15 protein-coding genes and 1 tRNA gene are annotated in these 17,312 nt (G+C 73.6%); 3 read left to right on the top strand and 13 right to left on the bottom strand.

Annotated features, from left to right (window positions below; genetic code table 11):
• Positions 1 to 3: 3 nt before the first annotated feature.
• The 3 genes from lysA to ABT238_RS27170 all read right to left on the bottom strand — a co-directional run bounded on the left by lysA (position 4) and on the right by ABT238_RS27170 (position 3,652).
• Positions 4 to 1,398: a diaminopimelate decarboxylase gene (gene lysA / locus ABT238_RS27180; RefSeq protein ID WP_350562623.1), complete on the bottom strand. Its 1,395-nt coding sequence runs from the start codon at positions 1,396 to 1,398 to the stop codon at positions 4 to 6.
• An 87-nt stretch (positions 1,399 to 1,485) separates the two neighbouring features.
• Positions 1,486 to 3,141: an arginine--tRNA ligase gene (argS, locus tag ABT238_RS27175; protein ID WP_350794984.1), complete on the bottom strand. Its 1,656-nt coding sequence runs from the start codon at positions 3,139 to 3,141 to the stop codon at positions 1,486 to 1,488.
• A gap of 73 nt (positions 3,142 to 3,214) precedes the next feature.
• Positions 3,215 to 3,652: a response regulator gene (locus tag ABT238_RS27170; RefSeq protein ID WP_350562627.1), complete on the bottom strand. Its 438-nt coding sequence runs from the start codon at positions 3,650 to 3,652 to the stop codon at positions 3,215 to 3,217.
• Positions 3,653 to 3,810: 158 nt separating this feature from the next.
• On the opposite strand from ABT238_RS27170, the gene ABT238_RS27165 reads away from it, so the two are divergent.
• Positions 3,811 to 3,882 (top strand) — tRNA-Arg (locus tag ABT238_RS27165).
• Between the two features lie 145 nt (positions 3,883 to 4,027).
• Here ABT238_RS27165 and ABT238_RS27160 read toward each other — a convergent pair.
• The 5 genes from ABT238_RS27160 to ABT238_RS27140 all read right to left on the bottom strand — a co-directional run bounded on the left by ABT238_RS27160 (position 4,028) and on the right by ABT238_RS27140 (position 10,314).
• Positions 4,028 to 4,960, bottom strand: a complete 933-nt coding sequence (locus ABT238_RS27160; RefSeq protein ID WP_350794968.1) for a trypsin-like serine peptidase — start codon at positions 4,958 to 4,960, stop codon at positions 4,028 to 4,030.
• Positions 4,961 to 5,061: 101 nt separating this feature from the next.
• Entirely contained in the window at positions 5,062 to 5,979 is a 918-nt protein-coding gene (locus ABT238_RS27155; protein WP_350794958.1) for a carbohydrate kinase family protein, read from the bottom strand.
• A gap of 80 nt (positions 5,980 to 6,059) precedes the next feature.
• Positions 6,060 to 7,598 carry an MFS transporter gene (locus ABT238_RS27150; RefSeq protein WP_350794952.1) on the bottom strand — a complete coding sequence of 513 codons (1,539 nt, stop codon included), beginning with the start codon at positions 7,596 to 7,598 and terminating at the stop codon, positions 6,060 to 6,062.
• Positions 7,599 to 7,806: 208 nt separating this feature from the next.
• Complete coding sequence (locus ABT238_RS27145) at positions 7,807 to 9,531, bottom strand: DUF885 domain-containing protein (RefSeq protein WP_350562634.1); 1,725 nt, start codon at positions 9,529 to 9,531, stop codon at positions 7,807 to 7,809.
• 93 nt (positions 9,532 to 9,624) lie between these two features.
• Positions 9,625 to 10,314, bottom strand: a complete 690-nt coding sequence (locus tag ABT238_RS27140; protein WP_350562636.1) for a rhomboid-like protein — start codon at positions 10,312 to 10,314, stop codon at positions 9,625 to 9,627.
• Positions 10,315 to 10,486: 172 nt separating this feature from the next.
• Here ABT238_RS27140 and ABT238_RS27135 point away from each other — a divergent pair, with 172 nt between their 5' ends.
• Positions 10,487 to 11,251: a TetR/AcrR family transcriptional regulator gene (locus ABT238_RS27135; protein ID WP_350562638.1), complete on the top strand. Its 765-nt coding sequence runs from the start codon at positions 10,487 to 10,489 to the stop codon at positions 11,249 to 11,251.
• Positions 11,252 to 11,303: 52 nt separating this feature from the next.
• Here ABT238_RS27135 and ABT238_RS27130 read toward each other — a convergent pair whose 3' ends face one another.
• Positions 11,304 to 12,164 (bottom strand): fumarylacetoacetate hydrolase family protein, encoded by an 861-nt coding sequence (locus ABT238_RS27130; protein ID WP_350562640.1) that lies wholly within the window; start codon positions 12,162 to 12,164, stop codon positions 11,304 to 11,306.
• 215 nt (positions 12,165 to 12,379) lie between these two features.
• Between ABT238_RS27130 and ABT238_RS27125 the strand changes: the two genes are divergently transcribed.
• The gene (locus ABT238_RS27125) at positions 12,380 to 13,081 is read left to right on the top strand and encodes an MBL fold metallo-hydrolase (RefSeq protein WP_350562642.1); all 702 of its coding nucleotides are present in this window, start codon (positions 12,380 to 12,382) and stop codon (positions 13,079 to 13,081) included.
• Here the strand turns inward: ABT238_RS27125 and ABT238_RS27120 are convergent.
• From ABT238_RS27120 to ABT238_RS27105, 4 genes are all read right to left on the bottom strand, one after another.
• Positions 13,037 to 14,233 carry a serine/threonine-protein kinase gene (locus ABT238_RS27120; protein ID WP_350794919.1) on the bottom strand — a complete coding sequence of 399 codons (1,197 nt, stop codon included), beginning with the start codon at positions 14,231 to 14,233 and terminating at the stop codon, positions 13,037 to 13,039. The genes ABT238_RS27125 and ABT238_RS27120 overlap by 45 nt on opposite strands.
• A 107-nt stretch (positions 14,234 to 14,340) precedes the next feature.
• Positions 14,341 to 15,324 (bottom strand): ABC transporter substrate-binding protein, encoded by a 984-nt coding sequence (locus tag ABT238_RS27115; RefSeq protein WP_350562646.1) that lies wholly within the window; start codon positions 15,322 to 15,324, stop codon positions 14,341 to 14,343.
• A 120-nt stretch (positions 15,325 to 15,444) separates the two neighbouring features.
• Positions 15,445 to 16,197 (bottom strand): amino acid ABC transporter ATP-binding protein, encoded by a 753-nt coding sequence (locus ABT238_RS27110; protein WP_350562798.1) that lies wholly within the window; start codon positions 16,195 to 16,197, stop codon positions 15,445 to 15,447.
• 92 nt (positions 16,198 to 16,289) lie between these two features.
• The gene (locus tag ABT238_RS27105) at positions 16,290 to 17,309 is read right to left on the bottom strand and encodes an amino acid ABC transporter permease (RefSeq protein WP_350562648.1); all 1,020 of its coding nucleotides are present in this window, start codon (positions 17,307 to 17,309) and stop codon (positions 16,290 to 16,292) included.
• Positions 17,310 to 17,312 lie beyond the last annotated feature (3 nt).

The raw sequence follows: 17,312 nt of genomic DNA, 5'->3' as shown, positions 1-17,312 counted from the left end.
TCGTCATCCGATATCGAGACGCAGGAGATCCTCCTCCGTCTCGCGCCGGACGATCACCCGGGCCGCGCCGTCCTGGACGGCGAGCACGGGGGGCTTGAGGGCGTGGTTGTAATTGCTCGCCATGGAGCGGCAGTAGGCGCCGGTGGCGGGCACCGCGACGAGGTCGCCGGGCGCGAGGTCGGCCGGCAGGAAGGCGTCCCGCACGACGATGTCGCCGGACTCGCAGTGCTTGCCCACCACCCGTACCAGCATCGGCTCGGCGTCGCTGGTGCGCGACACCAGGGCCACCGAGTACTCGGCGTCGTACAGCGCGGTGCGGATGTTGTCCGACATCCCGCCGTCCACGCTGACGTAGGTGCGCAGGCCCTCCAGCGGCTTGACGGTGCCCACCTCGTACAGGGTGAACGCGGTCGGGCCGACGATCGCCCGGCCCGGCTCCACGCTCAGCCGGGGGGCGGTGAGGTTCGCGGCGGCGCACTCGCGGCGCACGATCTCGGCCAGCGCGGCGGCGATCTCGGCCGGCTCGCGCGGGTCGTCCTCACTGGTGTAGGCGATGCCGAGGCCTCCGCCGAGGTCGATCTCGGGCAGTTCGACGCCGTGCTCGTCGCGGATCGCCGCCAGCAGGCCGACCACCCGGCGGGCGGCCACCTCGAAGCCGGCGGTGTCGAAGATCTGCGAGCCGATGTGCGAGTGGATGCCGCGCAGTTCCAGGCTCTCGCCGTGCGCCAGCACCCGGCGGACCGCCTCGGCGGCCGCTCCCCCGGTCAGCGAGAGGCCGAACTTCTGGTCCTCGTGCGCGGTGGCGATGAACTCGTGGGTGTGCGCCTCGACGCCGACGGTGATCCGGATCAGCACCGGCTGGCGCACGCCCTGGTGCCCGGCGATCGCCGCGAGGCGCTCGATCTCCTCGTAGGAGTCGACCACGATGTGCCCGACCCCGGTCTTCACCGCGTGTTCGAGCTCGTCCACCGACTTGTTGTTGCCGTGCAGCGCGATCCGCTCCGGCGGCATCCCGGCGGCCAGCGCCACGGCCAGCTCGCCCGGGCTGCACACGTCGAGGTTGAGGCCCTCCTCGTGCAGCCAGCGCACGACCGCCTTGGAGAGGAAGGCCTTCCCCGCGTAGAAGACGTCGGCGTCCGTGCCGAACGCCTCGCGCCAGGCGCGCGCCCGGGCCCGGAAGTCGGCCTCGTCCATGACGTACGCCGGGGTGCCGAACTCGGCGGCCAGCCGCTTCACGTCCACGCCGCCGACGGTCACCACGCCCTCGGCGTCACGGGCGACGGTCCGGGACCAGACCTTGGGGTCGAGCGCGTTCAGGTCGCTGGGCGGCGCCTGGTAGTGGCCCTCGGGGAGCACGTCGCCGTGCCGGGGGCCTGCGGGGTGTGCGGAGCGAGACATGTCGTTGGTTTCCTCGACCTATGGCGAGGGGCGGCGACGGTCCCCGTTGACCGTCCGCCGCCCCCGCTGTGCACATGGGGGTGGTGCCTACATCCGCTCGGGCGTCGAGACGCCCAGCAGCGTCAGGCCGTTGGCGATCACCGTGCGTGTCGCGTCGGCGAGCCAGAGCCGGGCGTGCGTGAGGTCGGTGACCTCCTCGTCGCCCTTCGGCAGGATCTGGCAGTTGTCGTAGAAGCGGTGGTAGGTGCCCGCCAGCTCCTCCAGGTAGCGCGCGACCCGGTGCGGCTCGCGCAGCTCGCCGGCCGTCGCCAGGACGCGCGGGAACTCGCCGAGCTGGCCGAGCAGGTCGGACTCCCACTCGGTGGCGAGCAGCTCGGGTTTGAAGTCGGCGGAGCGGGTGATGCCCAGCTCGCCGGCCTTGCGCTGCACCGAGCACATCCGGGCGTGCGCGTACTGGACGTAGAAGACCGGGTTCTCGTTGGTCTGGCTGGTCAGCACGTTGATGTCGAGCGTGATGGTGGAGTCGGTGGAGGAGCGCGCCAGGGTGTAGCGGGCCGCGTCCACGCCGATCCACTCGACGACGTCGTCGATCGTGATGATGTTGCCGGCCCGCTTGGACATGCGGACCTCCTCGCCGTCGCGGAGCATCTTCACGAACTGGCCGATCCGGACCTCGATGTTGCGGTCCATGTCGTCGCCCGCGCAGGCGGCGATGGCCTTGAGGCGGTTGACGTAGCCGTGGTGGTCCGCGCCCAGCATGTAGACCGACACCTCGGCGCCGCGGTCCCGCTTGGACAGGTAGTAGGCGGCGTCAGCGGCGAAGTAGGTGGTGTCGCCGTCGGCCTTGACCAGGACGCGGTCCTTGTCGTCGCCGAAGTCGGTGGTGCGCAGCCAGATGGCGCCGTCCTGCTCGAAGACGTGGCCCTGCTCGCGCAGCCGCTCGATGGCCGTGCCGACGGCACCGGAGTCGTGCAGCGACTTCTCCGAGAACCAGACGTCGAAGTGGGTGCCGAACTCGTCCATCGAGCGCTTGATCTCGGCGACCATCAGCTTGAGGCCCTCGGTGCGGAAGACCTGGAGCTGCTCGTCCTCGTCCTTCTCCAGCAGGCCCGGGACGGCCTCGGTGATCGCCTTGGCGATGTCGACGATGTACTCGCCGACGTAGCCGCCCTCCGGCACCTCGCGACCGTTCGCGGCGGCCTGCAGCGAGGCGGCGAACTTGGTGATCTGCACACCGGCGTCGTTGAGGTAGTACTCGGTGGTGACGTCGGCGCCGGAGGCGCGCAGCACCCGGGCCAGCGAGTCGCCGACGGCGGCCCAGCGGACGCCGCCGATGTGGATCGGGCCGGTCGGGTTGGCGGAGACGAACTCCAGGTTGATCTTCAGGCCCTTGAGCGCCTCGTTGCGGCCGTAGGCGGCGCCCGCCTCGACGACGGTGCGGGCCAGCTCGCCCTGGGTGGCGGTGTCGAGGGTGATGTTCAGGAAGCCCGGACCGGCGATGTCGACCTTGGTGACGCCGGTGATCCCTCGCAGGCGGGCGGCCAGGACGTCCGCCACGGCTCGCGGCGGCTTGCCGGCCGGCTTCGCGAGCTGGAGGGCCACGTTCGTCGCGTAGTCGCCGTGGTCCCTGTTCTTGGGCCGCTCGACCGTCACGTGCTCGGGCACGGCGACGGCCAGCTCGCCCGCCTCGACGGCGGCGCTCACTGCGGCCTGGACTGCCTGGGAAAGCTCTGCGGGGGTCACGACGCCAAGCGTAGGCGAGAGGGGGAGGGCACTCGCCACCCGGTTTGCCGGTTGAGACGCCCGGCCGCGCCGCTCAGCCCCGATCGCTCCGGTCTGTTCGCTGAGGGCGAAACCCGTCCGCGGCCCCCGGCGCGCGGCCGAGGTCCACCAGCCGCCGCACCAGCGCGACCAGGTCCGCGGGGTCGAAGGGCTTGCCCAGGTAGCCGTCCACCCCGACCGACTCCCCCAGGTCGAGGTCGGCCGGCGTGCAGGCGCTCACGATCGCGATCGGCAGCAGCCTGGTCCCCGGCGCCGCCCGCAGCCGGGCCGCCGTCCGCAGGCCGTCCAGCCGCGGCATCATCACGTCCAGCGTCACCACGTCGGGCTTCACCCGGCGGACCACCTCCAGGCACTCGGCACCGTCGGCGGCGGTCACCACCTCGAAGCCCTCGAGCTCCAGGTTGACCCTGATCAGCTGGCGGATCACCTCGCTGTCGTCCACCACGAGGACCCGCCCGGACACTCCCGACACCTCACCGAGGGTATCGGCGGCCCCGCCGCCCCGTCCGGCCTTTGCCCACTTCCGCCGGGCCGCCCCGGCCGCCCCCCGTGCGAACCCGTGCACGGAGCACGCCCGGAGCCTGGTAGTGTTCTCCACGTCGAAGCGAACGCGACGACAACATCGAGCAAGCCCCCGTAGCTCAGGGGATAGAGCACCGCCCTCCGGAGGCGGGTGCGTAGGTTCGAATCCTACCGGGGGCACTTCGCGAGAAGTGCCGAAGAGGCCCAGGCCAGTGGCGAGTTGCCACCGGACTGGGCCTGATTCGTTTTCCGGCCGTGCCACGGCCCGCGCCAACCGGCGCCCGCGGCGGCGGAGTTGGCGGGGCCGCCCGGCCGTCGCGGGGCGTCAGGACGAGGCGGCCGCGACGGCCTCGGCGCAGAGGGCCGCGACGGTGTGGTCGAAGTAGGCGCTGTAGGAGGTGTCGTCGGTGTCGCCGCCCTCCTGGTGGCCGCCGATGGTGCCGATGACGTGGCCGGTGGCGGCGGAGATCCAGGGGCCGCCGCTGGTGCCGCCCGGGTAGCCGGGGCAGTCGACGACGCGCTGGAAGGTGCTCTGCCGGCCGGTGGTGTTGGTGCAGAGCAGGGGCCGCTCGGCGTCGGCGGGGTAGCCGTAGAGACGGACGGCGGTGCCGAACGGCTCGTCGGTGCCCAGGGTGGTGCCGCCGACGGCGTCCTCGATCCGGCGGCCGGCGGCGTCGGGGGCGGTCTCCAGGACGGCGAAGTCCTCGTCCTGGTCGCCGTCCCGGGACCAGCCCTCGGTGGTGTGCACGGCGGTGACCCGCCAGGTGCCGTACGGGGCCCGGCCGTCGCGGTAGCCGGGGGCGAAGAGGACGCCGCCCGGGTCGTCGAGGCAGTGGGCGGCGGTGAGCAGCAGGTTGCCGGTGGCGCTGTGCAGCACGCCGGCGGTGCAGAAGTGGTTGCCGGCCCGGACGGAGCCGCTGAACAGGGCTCCGACGGTGGCCGCCTCGGGGGTGGCCGGGGCGGTGGCGGTGGTGCCCGGCGGGTTGCTCGCGGCGGGGGTCATGGTGGCGGTGGCGGTGGCCGTGGGGGTCGCCGTCGCGGTGGACGTCGCGGTCCCGGTGGGCGTCGCGGTCCCGGTGGGCGCGGGGGCCGGAAACGGAGCGGCCACCGTGTTCTCCGGTGAGGCCACGGCGGTGGCCCGGGGGGTCGCGCTGCGGGTGCCGACGACCAGCGCCGCCACGGTGAGCGCGGAGAGGGTGGTGACCAGGGTCGGGGCCAGGAAGCGGCGTCGAGCGGTGTGGCGGCGGTGCTGGCCCATACCCGGTGCGGCTCCTGCCCTGGTCGGCGGCGGTACGGCAACCGACTATGGCGTCCCGGGCTGGGAGGGTGGTGATGCGCCGCTGGGAGCGCGATGAGAATTCAGCCGGTCGCCGTGCCCTCCAGGGCGCCGTCCAGCGCGGCGGCGGTGATGAAGGCGGTGTGGGTGCCCGCGGCGGTGCAGGCGAAGGCGCCGGCCACCGCGCCGGCCCGGGCGCAGGCGAGCGGCGGGCGGCCCCGGAACCAGGCGGACAGGAAGCCGGTGACGAAGGCGTCCCCGGCCCCGTTGGTGTCCACCACCGGAGCGCCCGGGTCGACGGCCGGGAGGTGCCGGAGGGCCGCGTCGTCCCGGGTGAGCAGGTGGCAGCCCTCGGCGCCGGCCGTGGCGACCACGACCGAGGCCCGGCCCTCGGCGAGGATCGAGCGCATCACCCGCTCGTAGCCGTCCGGGCAGCCTGCGGTGGAGAGGAAGACCAGGTCGGAGTTGACCGCGTAGTGCCGGTGGTGCGGGTTCTCGCCGTCCCAGTCGTGCAGGTCGGTGGAACTGGTGCGGCCGAGCCGGCGCAGGTCCGGGTAGAGGTCGCGGTTGTGGCCGGTGATGGAGAGGTGGACGTGCCGGCTGCGCTCCAGGTACGGCAGGTAGAACGACCGCGGCAGCCGCAGCGACGCGGGGTGGCGGCCGTCGTGGAAGGAGAACCGGCGGCCGGCCGCGTCGACCAGGTTGACCGAGCGCGGGGTGCCGTGCGGCGAGACCAGCCGGGCGAAGGGCAGGCCCTCGCGGGCGTACGCGGCCGTGATCAGCTCGGCCTGCGGATCGTCGCCGAGGTAGTCGATGAACGCGGTGCGCAGGCCGAGCCGGTGGGCGCCGAGGGCGACGCCGTTGCCGGTGTGGGCGACGTAGTCGTGGATCGGCGGCACGTGGTGGGAATCCCCGGCGGGCACCTCCAGCCGGTCGACCCGGACGACGGTGTCGACGCCGGCCCCGCCCACCACCAGCAGGTCGAACTCGTCCTCGGTCACGGCGGCGCCTCCTTGTTCCCGGTCGGTGACCAGGAGTCAAGCAGGCGCCGCCGCGGGGCTGCAAGGGTTTTCTGCAAACGTCACCGAGCCCGCTGCCGCTGGTTCGCCGGACTCTGCGCCCGGGTCTGCGCCCGGGCGCCGGCGGTCCCGGTGGCCTCCCCCGGCTCGGGCCGGTGGTCGATCATCACGAAGGCGATCAGCGCGGCCAGCAGCAGGATGCCCATGGCCACCCAGGTGGCCACCACGTAGCCGTGCACCGCGCCCTCGGCCTGGACGGCCGGGTTCGCGGCGCCGGCGGCCCGGGCGGCCAGCCAGGTCGCGGTGGCGCTGGCCGCGATGGTGTTCAGCAGCGCCGTGCCGAAGGAGCCGCCGACCTGCTGGGCCGAGTTGATGGTGGCCGAGGCCGCGCCCGCCTCGTTCGGCGCGACGCCGAGGGTGGCGAGGCTCATCGACGGCATGAAGATCAGGCCCATGCCGAAGCCGAGCAGCAGTTCGGCGGGCAGCACCATGCCGGCCCAGGGGCTGTCCACGTGCATCTGGGTCAGCCAGGCCATGCCGGCGGCGGCCAGCAGCAGTCCCGGTCCGATGAGGTTCCGGGACGGCACCCTGGTCATCAGCCGGGCCGCGAAGCCGGTCGAGCTGATGACGATGGCGGCGGTCATCGGCAGGAAGGAGACGCCGGACATGATCGGCGAGAAGTTCTTGATCACCTGCAGGTAGTAGGTCAGGAACAGGAACAGGCCGAACATGCCGATCATCGCCAGGCCGACCGAGAGGGCGCCGCCGCCCCGGTTCCGGTCGGCGACGATGTGCGTCGGCAGCAGCGCGTGCGGCGTCCGCTTCTCGACCAGCACGAACACCGCCAGCAGCAGCACGCCGAGCACCAGCGAGCCCAGCACCAGCGCGTCGCCCCAGCCCCGGGTGACCGCCTCGGACGTACCGAACACGATCGCGAGCAGGCCGCCGCAGCCGAGCAGCGCGCCGGGCAGGTCGAGCCTGGTCCGGGTGCCCTTGCCGATGTGGTCGCGGGTGAGCACCGAGAACGCCGCGAAGGCCGCCGCCACCGCGATCGGGGTGTTGACGAACAGGCACCAGCGCCAGTTGAGGTACTCGGTCAGCACACCGCCGAGCAGCAGGCCGATCGCGGCGCCGCCGCCGGCGATCGCGCCGAAGATGCCGAAGGCGGTGCTCCGCTCCTTGGGATCGGAGAAGGTCGTGGAGAGCAGGCCCAGCGCGGAGGGGGCGAGCAGCGCGCCGAAGGCGCCCTGCAGGGCGCGGGCCGCGAAGAGCATGGTGGGACCGTTGGCGCCGCCGCCGATCGCCGAGGCGAGGGCGAAGCCGAGCAGTCCGATGACGAAGACGCGTTTGCGGCCGAAGAGGTCGCCGAGCCGGCCGCCGAGGAGCAGCAGCCCGCCGAAGGCCAGCGTGTAGGCGGTGATCACCCACTGCCGGTCGGCGTCCGAGATGCCCAGGTCCCGCTGGGCGGACGGAAGGGCGATGTTCACGATGGTGATGTCGAGGACGATCATCAGCTGGGCGATGGCGATGACCGCCAGGGCCCACCAGCGGCGGGGATCCGCCGTTCCTTGGCCGGTGGCGGCTTGGGCTTGGGAAGACACTGGGGGAGCCTTTCCGGTGGGGTGCGGAGAGGTCACGCAGTCGCCTTCCAGCCAAACGCGCGGGGCGGCGAATGGCAAGGAAAAATATGGATAAATCGATCGAACCAGGACCAAAGAACCAGGGGCCGTGGGACCACGGCACGAGGCCCCCGGGATCGTCCCGGGGGCCTCGCCGCCGTCCCGCGGCCACCGTTCGGCGGCCGGTGCGCTACAGCGCCGACAGCTCCGCGACCAGGTCGTCCAGGCCCAGCGAGCCCTGCGACAGCGCCGCCATGTGCCAGGCCTTGAGGTCGAACACCTCGCCGCGCGCCTCGTGCGCCGCCCGGGCCGCGGCCCGGCCGCGCAGCCAGGCCCGCTCGCCCAGCTTGTAGCCGATCGCCTGCCCGGGTAGACCCAGGTAGCGGACCAGCTCGCTGTCCAGGAAGTCGGCGGACAGCCCGCAGTACAGGCCGAAGAACTCGCGGGCGGCCTCCGGCGAGACCGGCTCCCCCGGGCGGTACGGCGAGTCCGCCGGGAACTCCAGGCCGACGTGCATGCCGATGTCGACGATCACCCGCAGCGCCCGCATCATCTGGGCGTTGAGGTAACCGAGCCGGTGGCCGGGGTCGGTGAGGTAGCCGAGCTCGTCCATCAGGCGCTCGGCGTACAGCGCCCAGCCCTCCGCGTTGGCGCTCACGCCGCCGAGGCTGACCTGGTAGGTGGAGAGCCGGTCGGCGACGTAGTTCCACTGCGCGAGCTGCAGGTGGTGGCCGGGGACGCCCTCGTGGTACCAGGTCGAGACGAGGTCCCACTCGGGGAACCGCTCACGGCCCAGCAGGGGCAGCCAGGTCCGGCCGGGACGGCTGAAGTCCAGCGACGGGGCGGTGTAGTACGGCGCGGCGGCGCTGCCGGCCGGGGCGATCCGCGACTCGACCCGGGTGATCGGCTCGGCCAGGTCGAAGTGGGTGCCCTGGAGGTCGGCGATCGCGCCGTCCATCAGGCCCTGGAGGAACTCCCGGGCGGCCTCGGCGCCGGTCCGCGCGGGACCGTCGCTCTCCAGCCACTTCATCGCCTCCATCGGCCCGGCACCGGGCCGCACCTTCTCCGCCTCGGCGCGCATCTGGGCGAGCAGGCCGTGGAACTCCTGCCAGGCCCAGGCGTACGCCTCGTCGAGGTCGAGGTCGGCGCCGGTCCAGTAGCGCACCCAGCGGCCGTAGCGCTCGCGGCCGACGGTGTCGGGGGCGTCCGCGGCGGCCGGCCCGTAGACGTCGCGCAGCCAGTCGCGCAGGGCGGCGAGCGCCTCGGCGGCGGCCACGGCGTGCCCGGCCAGCTCCTCGCGCAGCGTCCCGGGAGCCTCCCGGACCAGCTCGCCGAACCAGCCGCCCGGGGTCTCCCCCGCCAGCCACTCGCCGAGCTGCCCGGTCACCGTGGTCACCTGGCGGGGGCCGGAGAGCAGGCCGCGCTCGATGCCCTCGGCAAGGGTGGCGCGGTACCCGGTGAGCGCCTCGGGCACCCGGGCCAGGCGGCGGCCGAGGATCCGCCACTGCTCCTCGGTGTCGGTGGGCATCAGGGTGAAGACATCGCGGACGTTGTGCACCGGGGAGCCCAGGTTGTGGACGGCCCGGTAGCGCTCCCCCGCGTCGTGGACGGCGAGTTCGGCGGTGAGCCGCTCGCGCAGCAGGCGGGCGCAGCGCCGTTCGGCCTCGTCCCGGGGGGCGCCGGCCGCCTCGGCCGCGTCGAGCGCCGCCTCGGCCCCGTCGAGCCGCTCCAGGGTGGAGCGGCCGAGTGCGGCGATCGCCTCGGCGCCGGCCGGGGAGAGGTCGGGGAGGCGGTCGTCCTCAGGGTTCAGGCCCAGGTACACCGCGGTCAGCGGGTCGAGCTCGGCAAGGTCCCGCACATAGGCGTCGGCGACACTGCGGGGTGTGGTGCCGTCGGAGCTGATCAGTTCAACCATCCGGACATCATTGCGTGGCCCGCGCCGTTTGCAAGCCCCCTACAGGTGGCATGGACCGGCCAATTCCTGGCCCGCCGGCGGGTGTCGGCCACCTCAGCGGCGGGACCGGCGGCGGCGCAGCGCCCGGCCCGGGTCCCAGTGGGGCCGTCCGTGCGCGAAGGGGAAGAAGCAGAGTCCGATCAGCGCGGCGGTGAAGTGCCCGAGGTCCGTGAAGGTGTGCGAGACCACGAGCGGCACCAGGTAGCAGACCACCACCCCGCCGCCGTACAGCCACCGCCAGCCGCCGGCGAAGCGGTGGGCGAGCACCGCCACCACCCCGGCCAGCGCGTAGGAGACGCCGACGTCCACCGTGTCGGCCATGCTCCGCTGCGCGGTGCCCCGGACGATCCCCCAGGCCACCACGCCCTCGCTCACCAGCGTCGCCAGCACGTGCGCCGTCGCGGCCACCGTGAACCAGCGCGCGGTGCCCAGCCAGCGCTCGGCGTTGGCGTGGAACACGGTGAACAGGACGGCGTAGACGGGCCAGCCGGAGGTCTCGGTCCACAGCGCGCTGCCCACCAGGGCGTGCACCGGGCGCGAGCTCAGCTGCTCCAGGTTGGTCGAGCGGGCGGCCAGGAACCAGTCCAGGGTGCGCGGGTCCGTGCGGGCCACGACGAAGCTGGTGACCGCCAGGACGAGCAGCCACAGGTACGTCCCGGGCGCCGAGCGGACCCACGCCAGGAGCGCGCGCGGCGCCCCGCGCAGCCGGCCCGCCCGGGGCGGCCGTTCCAGCGTCTGCGCCATCCGGCGGGTCCTCCTCGGTACGGCGGCGTGCTGCGTCCCATCCTCGGGCGGGGCCCGGCGGGACGCCTCCCGGCGGGGCTCCGGGAGGCCGTCCGGACGGGCGCAAACGCCCGTTCGGAAGATCGGTGCAGTTCCGGCTCCCATCCGGCCCGGGGCCGTTACGCTGACCGCCATGGAAGCCAGCGCAGCGTCCGTACCGCCCGGCCCCGAACCGGCCGACCACGAACCGGCCGCCCGGCCGCGGCGCGCCGGGTACCGGCGGCTGCCGGTGCAGCAGCGGCGCGATCAGCTGATCGCGGTGGCGCTGGAGCTGTTCGCCCACCGACCGCCCGACGAGGTCGGGCTGGACGACGTCGCCGAGGCCGCCGGGGCGTCCCGGCCGCTGGTCTACCGCTACTTCGCGGGGGGCAAGCAGCAACTGTACGAGGCCGCGCTGCGCAGCGCGGCCGAAGAGCTCACCGCGCGCTTCACGGTGCCGCCCGCCGGGACGCCGACCCAGCAGCTGTCCGCCGTGCTGGAGCGGTACTTCTCCTTCGTCGCCGAGCACGACGCCGGCTACTCGGCGCTGCTGCGCGGCGGCTCGGTGGTGGAGACGGCCCGCACCACGGCGATCGTGGACGACGTCCGGCGGGCGGCGCTGCGGCGGACGCTGCGCCACCTCGGGGTGCGGCAGGCCGGGCCGCGGCTGACGCTGCTGGTGCGCTCGTGGATCGCGGTGGTCGAGGGGGCCTCGCTGAGCTGGCTCGACGAGGGCCGGGCGCTGCCGGTGGACGAGCTGCGCGAGTGGCTGGTGGACCAGTTCGTGGCGATGGCGGCGGCGACGGCGCTGCACGACCCGCAGACCGCCGAGGTGCTGGCCGCGCTGCTGGCGCTGGAGGGCCCGGACTCGCCGCGCCCCGCCCGGCTGCGGGCGGCGCTGGGGCCGGCGGACGGCTGACCCGGAGCGGCGGGCCCGGTGGTCGGGCCCGCCGGTCCGGAACGGACCCTGGCTAGGCTTTGCCGAGGACCTGCCGCTGCCGGCCGAGGCCGTCGATCTCGATCTCGACGACGTCGCCGGGCGCCAGGTACGGCGTGCCCGGGCGGCCGAGGGTGACGCCGGCCGGGGTGCCGGTGATGACCACGTCGCCCGGCTCCAGCACCATGAACCGGCTCGCGTAGCGGACCAGCTCCAGCACCGGGAAGACCATCCGCTCGGTGGAGCCGTCCTGGCGCAGTTCCCCGTTCACCCACAGCCGCAGCGGCAGCCGCTGCGGGTCCGCCACCTCGTCGGCGGTGACCAGCCAGGGCCCGAGCGGGGTGAAGGTCTCCGCCGACTTGCCCTTGTCCCACTGGCCGCCGCGCTCGAACTGGAAGGCGCGCTCGGTGACGTCGTTGGCGATGGTGTAGCCGGCGATCACCCCGGCCGCCGCCGCGTGGTCGTCCAGGTAGCGGGCGGTGCGGCCGATCACCACGGCCAGCTCGGCCTCGTAGTCGGTCTTCTCGCCGTCGCGCGGCACCAGCACCTCGTCGTACGGGCCGACCACCGTCGAGCTCGGCTTGAGGAAGATCACCGGCTCGTCCGGGATCGCCGCGCCCGCCTCGGCCGCGTGGTCTCGGTAGTTGAGGCCGATGCCGACCACCTTGCCGGGCCTGGCCACCGGCGCGCCGACCCGCTGCCCGGCGATCCCGGCCACCGGCAGCCGCCCGGCCGCCACCCGGGCCGCCAGCTCGGCCGAGGCCGCGGCGTCCAGCCCGGCGAGGAAGCCGCCGTCGATGTCCGCCGTCACCCCGGAGAGGTCGTACGCGGTGCCGTCCTGGGCCAGCACGACCGGGCGCTCGGCACCCGGCGGGCCGACACGGAGGAACTTCATCCGATCCCCACCTCCTGATTCGTCGATCGCCGGGGCGGTGAGGGGCCGCGCCCGGCTGCTGCCCGCGAGTCCTGCGAGTCCTGCGAGGTATATCAACGGCCCACGGCCGGGGACCAGGGCGTCCGGGGCTCCCGCGCGGCCGGCCGCGGGCCGCGGCCGTCACGCCTCCGGCGAACAGGGGCGTGGACAGGGGGCGCGCGGTACAGGATCCGCTCATGGAGATCACCCGGATACGCCCCGAACTGACCGTCATCACCCTGGACTTCAACGCCGTCTACCTCTGGCGCGACGAGGACGGCGCGCTCACCCTCGTCGACACCGGCGTCGTCGGGCAGGCCGACGCGATCGAGGAGGCGATCCGCGCGGTCGGCGCCGACCCCGCCGAGCTGCGCGCCATCGTGCTCACCCACTACCACGAGGACCACGCCGGCTCGGCCGCCGAACTCGCCCGGCGACTGGGCGCCGAGGTGACCGCCCACCGGCTGGAGGCGCCGGTGGTCCGCGGCGAGCAGGAGCCGAAGCCGTTCGTGCTGAGCCCCTTCGAGCAGGAGCTGTGGGACTCCCTGCCGAGGCTGCCGTCCGCCCCGCCGTGCCGGGTGGACCGCGAGGTGACGGACGGCGAGGTGCTCGACTTCGGCGGCGGCGCCGTGGTGGTGCACGTGCCCGGCCACACCGACGGATCGATCGCCCTCCACCTGCCCGAGGCGGGCGTCCTGTTCACCGGCGACCTCGCGGCCAACATGGGGAACCGGACCATGCCCGGCGTCTTCAACACCGATCCCGCGCTGGCCCTGGAGTCCTTCCGCCGGCTCGCCGCGCTGGAGAGTTCGACGGTGCTCTTCGGGCACGGCGAGCCGATCGCCGAGGGCGGTTCAGCCGTTCTGCGCCGGGCCGTCGAGCAGCTCGGCGAGCACTAGCGGCCGGTCCTGCTCGGACGCGGCGGCGGCGCTCTCCCGCTCCCAGCGCTCCAGGTCGCGCCCGACGTCCTCGCGGGCCCGCGGGTGGCCGGCCAGCACCGGCAGCAGTTCGCGCAGCAGCGCGACGGCCGCCCGCGGCCGGCCCGAGCGGGCCAGCCAGAGCGCCAGGTCGTGGCAGGTCCGCAGGGTCCGCGGGTCGGCGGACCCGAAGGCCCGGGAGAACTGCGGTATCAGCGCGACCAGTTGCTCCACGGCCCGCTCGGGCGAGCCGGCCGCGCCGCGCCGCCAGGCGTCGTCCGCCTTGCGGCGCAGCGCGTCCGGGTCGGTGTCGGGCTTGACGTCGCGCAGCCGGCGGCGGACCTCGGCCGCGTCGGCGGGCCGGTCCTCCGGGTTCTTGGCGAGCAGCTGGAGGACCAGCCGGTCCAGCGCCGGATCGCGCGTGCCGGGGGCCGGGGGCTGCTCGTGGACGTGCTTGTACATCATGCTGACCGGCGTGCTGGCGCTGAACGGGCGGCGCCCGGTGCACAGCTGGTAGAGCACCACGCCGAGCGCGTACAGGTCGGCCCGGCCGTCGATGTGCTCACCGGACCAGCACTCGGGGGCCAGGTAGGCCGGGGTGCCGATCACGATGCCGGTGGAGGTCATCGCACCGCCCTGCTGGGTGAGCAGCCGGGCGATGCCGAAGTCCAGCACCTTGGCCTCGCCGGTCTCGGTGATCATGATGTTCTCGGGTTTGATGTCCCGGTGCACCACGCCGCTGCGGTGCGCGGTGTCCAGCGCCTTGCAGACCTGCCGCGCCCAGCGCAGGGCGACGGCGAGGTCCGGCCGGGCCCCGTCGGCCAGCAGCGCGGAGAGCGGCCAGCCCCGGACCAGCTCCATCACCAGGTAGTGGGTCCAGCGCGCGCCGTCCTGCACCCGCCCGTAGTCGTACAGGGTGACGATGTGCGGATGGGACAGGCCGCCGACCGTCCTGGCCTCCCGGATGAACCGGGCGACCGCGTCCTCGTCGCCGGCCTTCTCCTCGGAGAGCACCTTGAGCGCGACCGCCCGCCCGATGGTCTCGTCGTGGGCGGCCCAGACCACGCCGAACCCGCCCTGACCGAGCTCCCGGTCCAGCCGGTAGCGGCCGCCCACGACATCGCCCGCCTTCATGCCTTCCCCCACAAGTCCGCCGGAACAACCCGCCGTTCATCCTGACCGGGTCAGGGTAGCGGCGGGCAACGGTGTTCGGGTGAACTACCCGGGGCGCCGGGCGGCCGTCACGTCTTCGGCAGACCGACCGGGTTGATCTCGGAGGTCTGCACGGCCTCGGCGTCCAGGCCCCAGCGCTTGAGCACCTGGCCGTACGTACCGTTCTTGATCACCTCGTTGATCGCCCCGTTCAGCGCCGCCACCAGGCCGTTGCCCTTCCTGGTGGTGGCGCCGATCTTGCCGAGCACCTCGGCGCCGGCGCCCGAGTAGGTGCCGATCACCTCGGTCTCGCCGGTCTGCACGGCGTGGAAGGCGGTCACCGGGTTGGGGCCGACGTAGGCGTCGATCCGGCCGGAGGAGAGCGCCAGGTAGTAGTCGGAGGAGGCCTGGAAGTACTTGATGTCGGCGGCCTTCAGGCCGTTCTTCACGTTCTCCTCGTTCCAGGCGATGAGCAGCTTCTCCTGGTTGGTGCCGGAGGAGACCGCGACGGTCCTGCCCGCGATGTCCTTGGGTCCGGTGATCTTCCAGCCGCTGCCCTTCTTGGCCTCGAAGCCGAGGATGTCGAGGCGGTAGGTGGCGAAGTCGTACTTCTCCTTGCGGGCCTCGGTGACGGTGATGTTGGAGATGCCGACGTCGTACTTGCCGCTGTCCAGGCCGACGAAGATGTTCTCCCAGGAGACCGGGTTGAACTCGACGTCGAGGCCGAGCACGTTGCCGATCAGCGAGGCGATGTCCGGCTCCACGCCGATGATCGTCTTGTCGTCGTTGGCGTAGAAGTCCAGCGGCGGCGTGGTGCCGAGCGAGTCGACCACGGTGAGTTTGCCGCGCTTTCTGATCTCCTCCGGCACCAGGGCCGCGAGGGCGTCCACCTTGGGCGTGGTCACCCGGTTCTGCTGGGGCGTCAGGTTCACCGTGGCGCCGTTGGGCGCGGTGCTCCCCTTCGCGGGGGCGAGTTCCGCCGCGGCGTCCGAGGAGCTGCCGCAGGCGGCCAGGGTGAGGGCGGCGGCGAGCGCGGCGGCGGCGGTCACGAGGGCGCGACGGGGTAGGGACATGGCGGGGCTCCTGCCGGTGAGAGGGGTTCGGTGGGTCGTCGGTGGGTCGTCGGCGATGAGTCGGCGATGAGTCGTCGGTGAGTCGTCGGTGGGTCGTCTTCGGTGGATCCTCGGCGGGGGTCAGAGGACCTTGGCCAGGAAGGCCCTGGTCCGCTCGTGCCGCGGCTCGTCGAGGACCTCGCGCGGCGGGCCCTGCTCGACCACCACACCGCCGTCCATGAAGACCACGGTGTCGGCGACCTCGCGGGCGAAGCCGATCTCATGGGTGACCACGATCATCGTGGTGCCGGCCTGCGCGAGGTCCTTGATGACGTCCAGCACCTCGCCGACCAGCTCCGGGTCGAGCGCCGAGGTCGGCTCGTCGAACAGCAGCACCTTCGGGTCCAGCGCCAGCGCCCGGGCGATCGCCACCCGCTGCTGCTGGCCGCCGGAGAGCTGGCGGGGGTAGGCGGAGGCCTTCTCGGCCAGGCCGACCCGTTCGAGCAGCTCCAGCGCGCGGGCGCGGGCCTCGGCCTTCGGCCGGCCCAGCGCGCTGACCGGCGCCTCGGTGAGGTTCTCCAGCACGGTCAGGTGCGGGAAGAGGTTGAAGTTCTGGAAGACGAAGCCGATGTGGGTCCGCTGCCGCAGGACCTCGCGCTCCTTGAGCTCGTGCAGCCGGTCCCCGGAGCGGCGGTAGCCGATCAGCTCGCCGTCGATCGCGACGAAGCCCCGGTCCACCTTCTCCAGGTGGTTGATCGAGCGCAGCAGGGTGGACTTCCCGGATCCGGAGGGGCCGAGCACCACCGTCACCGAGCCGGCCGGCACGTCGAGGTCGACGCCGCGCAGCACCGCGTTCGGGCCGAAGCTCTTCCACAGGCCGCGCACCTGCACCATCGGCGGCGCCGGCGGCTCCCCGGCGGCGGGCCGCGGGGCGGCGGCTTCCTCGGCGGCGGGTTCCTTGGCCGCGGGTTCCTCGGCGAGGGTGGTCACGAGCGTCCTCCGGTGGCGACGGCGGTGGCGGTGCGGGCGCGCAGGCCCCGGGCGAGCGCCCGGGCGCGCTGGAGCGGGGTGGGCGGCGGGGTGCGGTCGGCGCCGCGGGCGAAGTAGCGCTCGACGTAGTACTGGCCGATCGACAGCACGGTGGTGAGCAGCACGTACCAGACGGTGGCGACCATCAGCATCGGCACCACCCGGCCGGTGCGGCCGTACACCACCTGCACCTGGTAGAAGAGCTCGCCGATGGCCATCACGTAGACCACCGAGGTGCCCTTGAACAGCGAGATCACCTCGTTGGCGGCGGACGGCAGGATGCCCCGCATGGCCTGCGGCAGGACGATCCGCCAGGCCTGGCGCCAGCGCGGCACGCCGAGGGCGGCGGCGGCCTCGCGCTGGCCGGGGTCCACGGCGATCACCCCGCCGCGGATGATCTCGGCGGCGAACGCGGCCTGGTGCAGCCCGAGGCCGAGCACCGCCGCGCCGAGCGCGCCCAGCACGCCGACCGTCTCGAACTCGCCGAAGGTCGGGCCGAACGGGATGCCGAAGCCGAACCGCTTGTAGAGGTAGGAGAGGTTGAACCAGAAGACCAGCTGGACGATCAGCGGGATCGAGCGGAACACCCAGACGTAGCCCCAGGCGACGGTCTGCAGGATGAGGCTGCGGGACAACCGCATCGCGGCCACCACGGCGCCGAGCAGAAAGCCCAGCACGGTGCCGTAGGCGGTGAGTTCGACGGTCCGGCCGACCGCCCGCAGGATGGTGTCGGCGGAGAAGAACACCCGGAAGGTCGCCCAGTCCCAGCCGGGGTTGGTGGCCAGGCCGTGGGCGAACTGGGCCAGTACGACGACGGTGGCGAGGCCGGCCGCCCAGCGCCAGGGGTGCCGGGTGCGGATGGTGCGCAGCCCGGCCAGCTCGCCGAGGTCGAGCGGGGCGGCCGCGCCGGCGGTGTCGGCGGCTCCGGGTCTGCCGCCGGGTTTCGCGAGGGGTTCGGTGGTGGTGGCGGTGCTCATGGG

The sequence above is a fragment of the Kitasatospora sp. NPDC001527 genome, from assembly GCF_040298605.1.
In the GTDB taxonomy this organism is placed as follows: domain Bacteria; phylum Actinomycetota; class Actinomycetes; order Streptomycetales; family Streptomycetaceae; genus Kitasatospora.
Note: the sequence above shows the minus strand (reverse complement) of the source record. Positions and strands in the feature narration are given on the sequence as shown.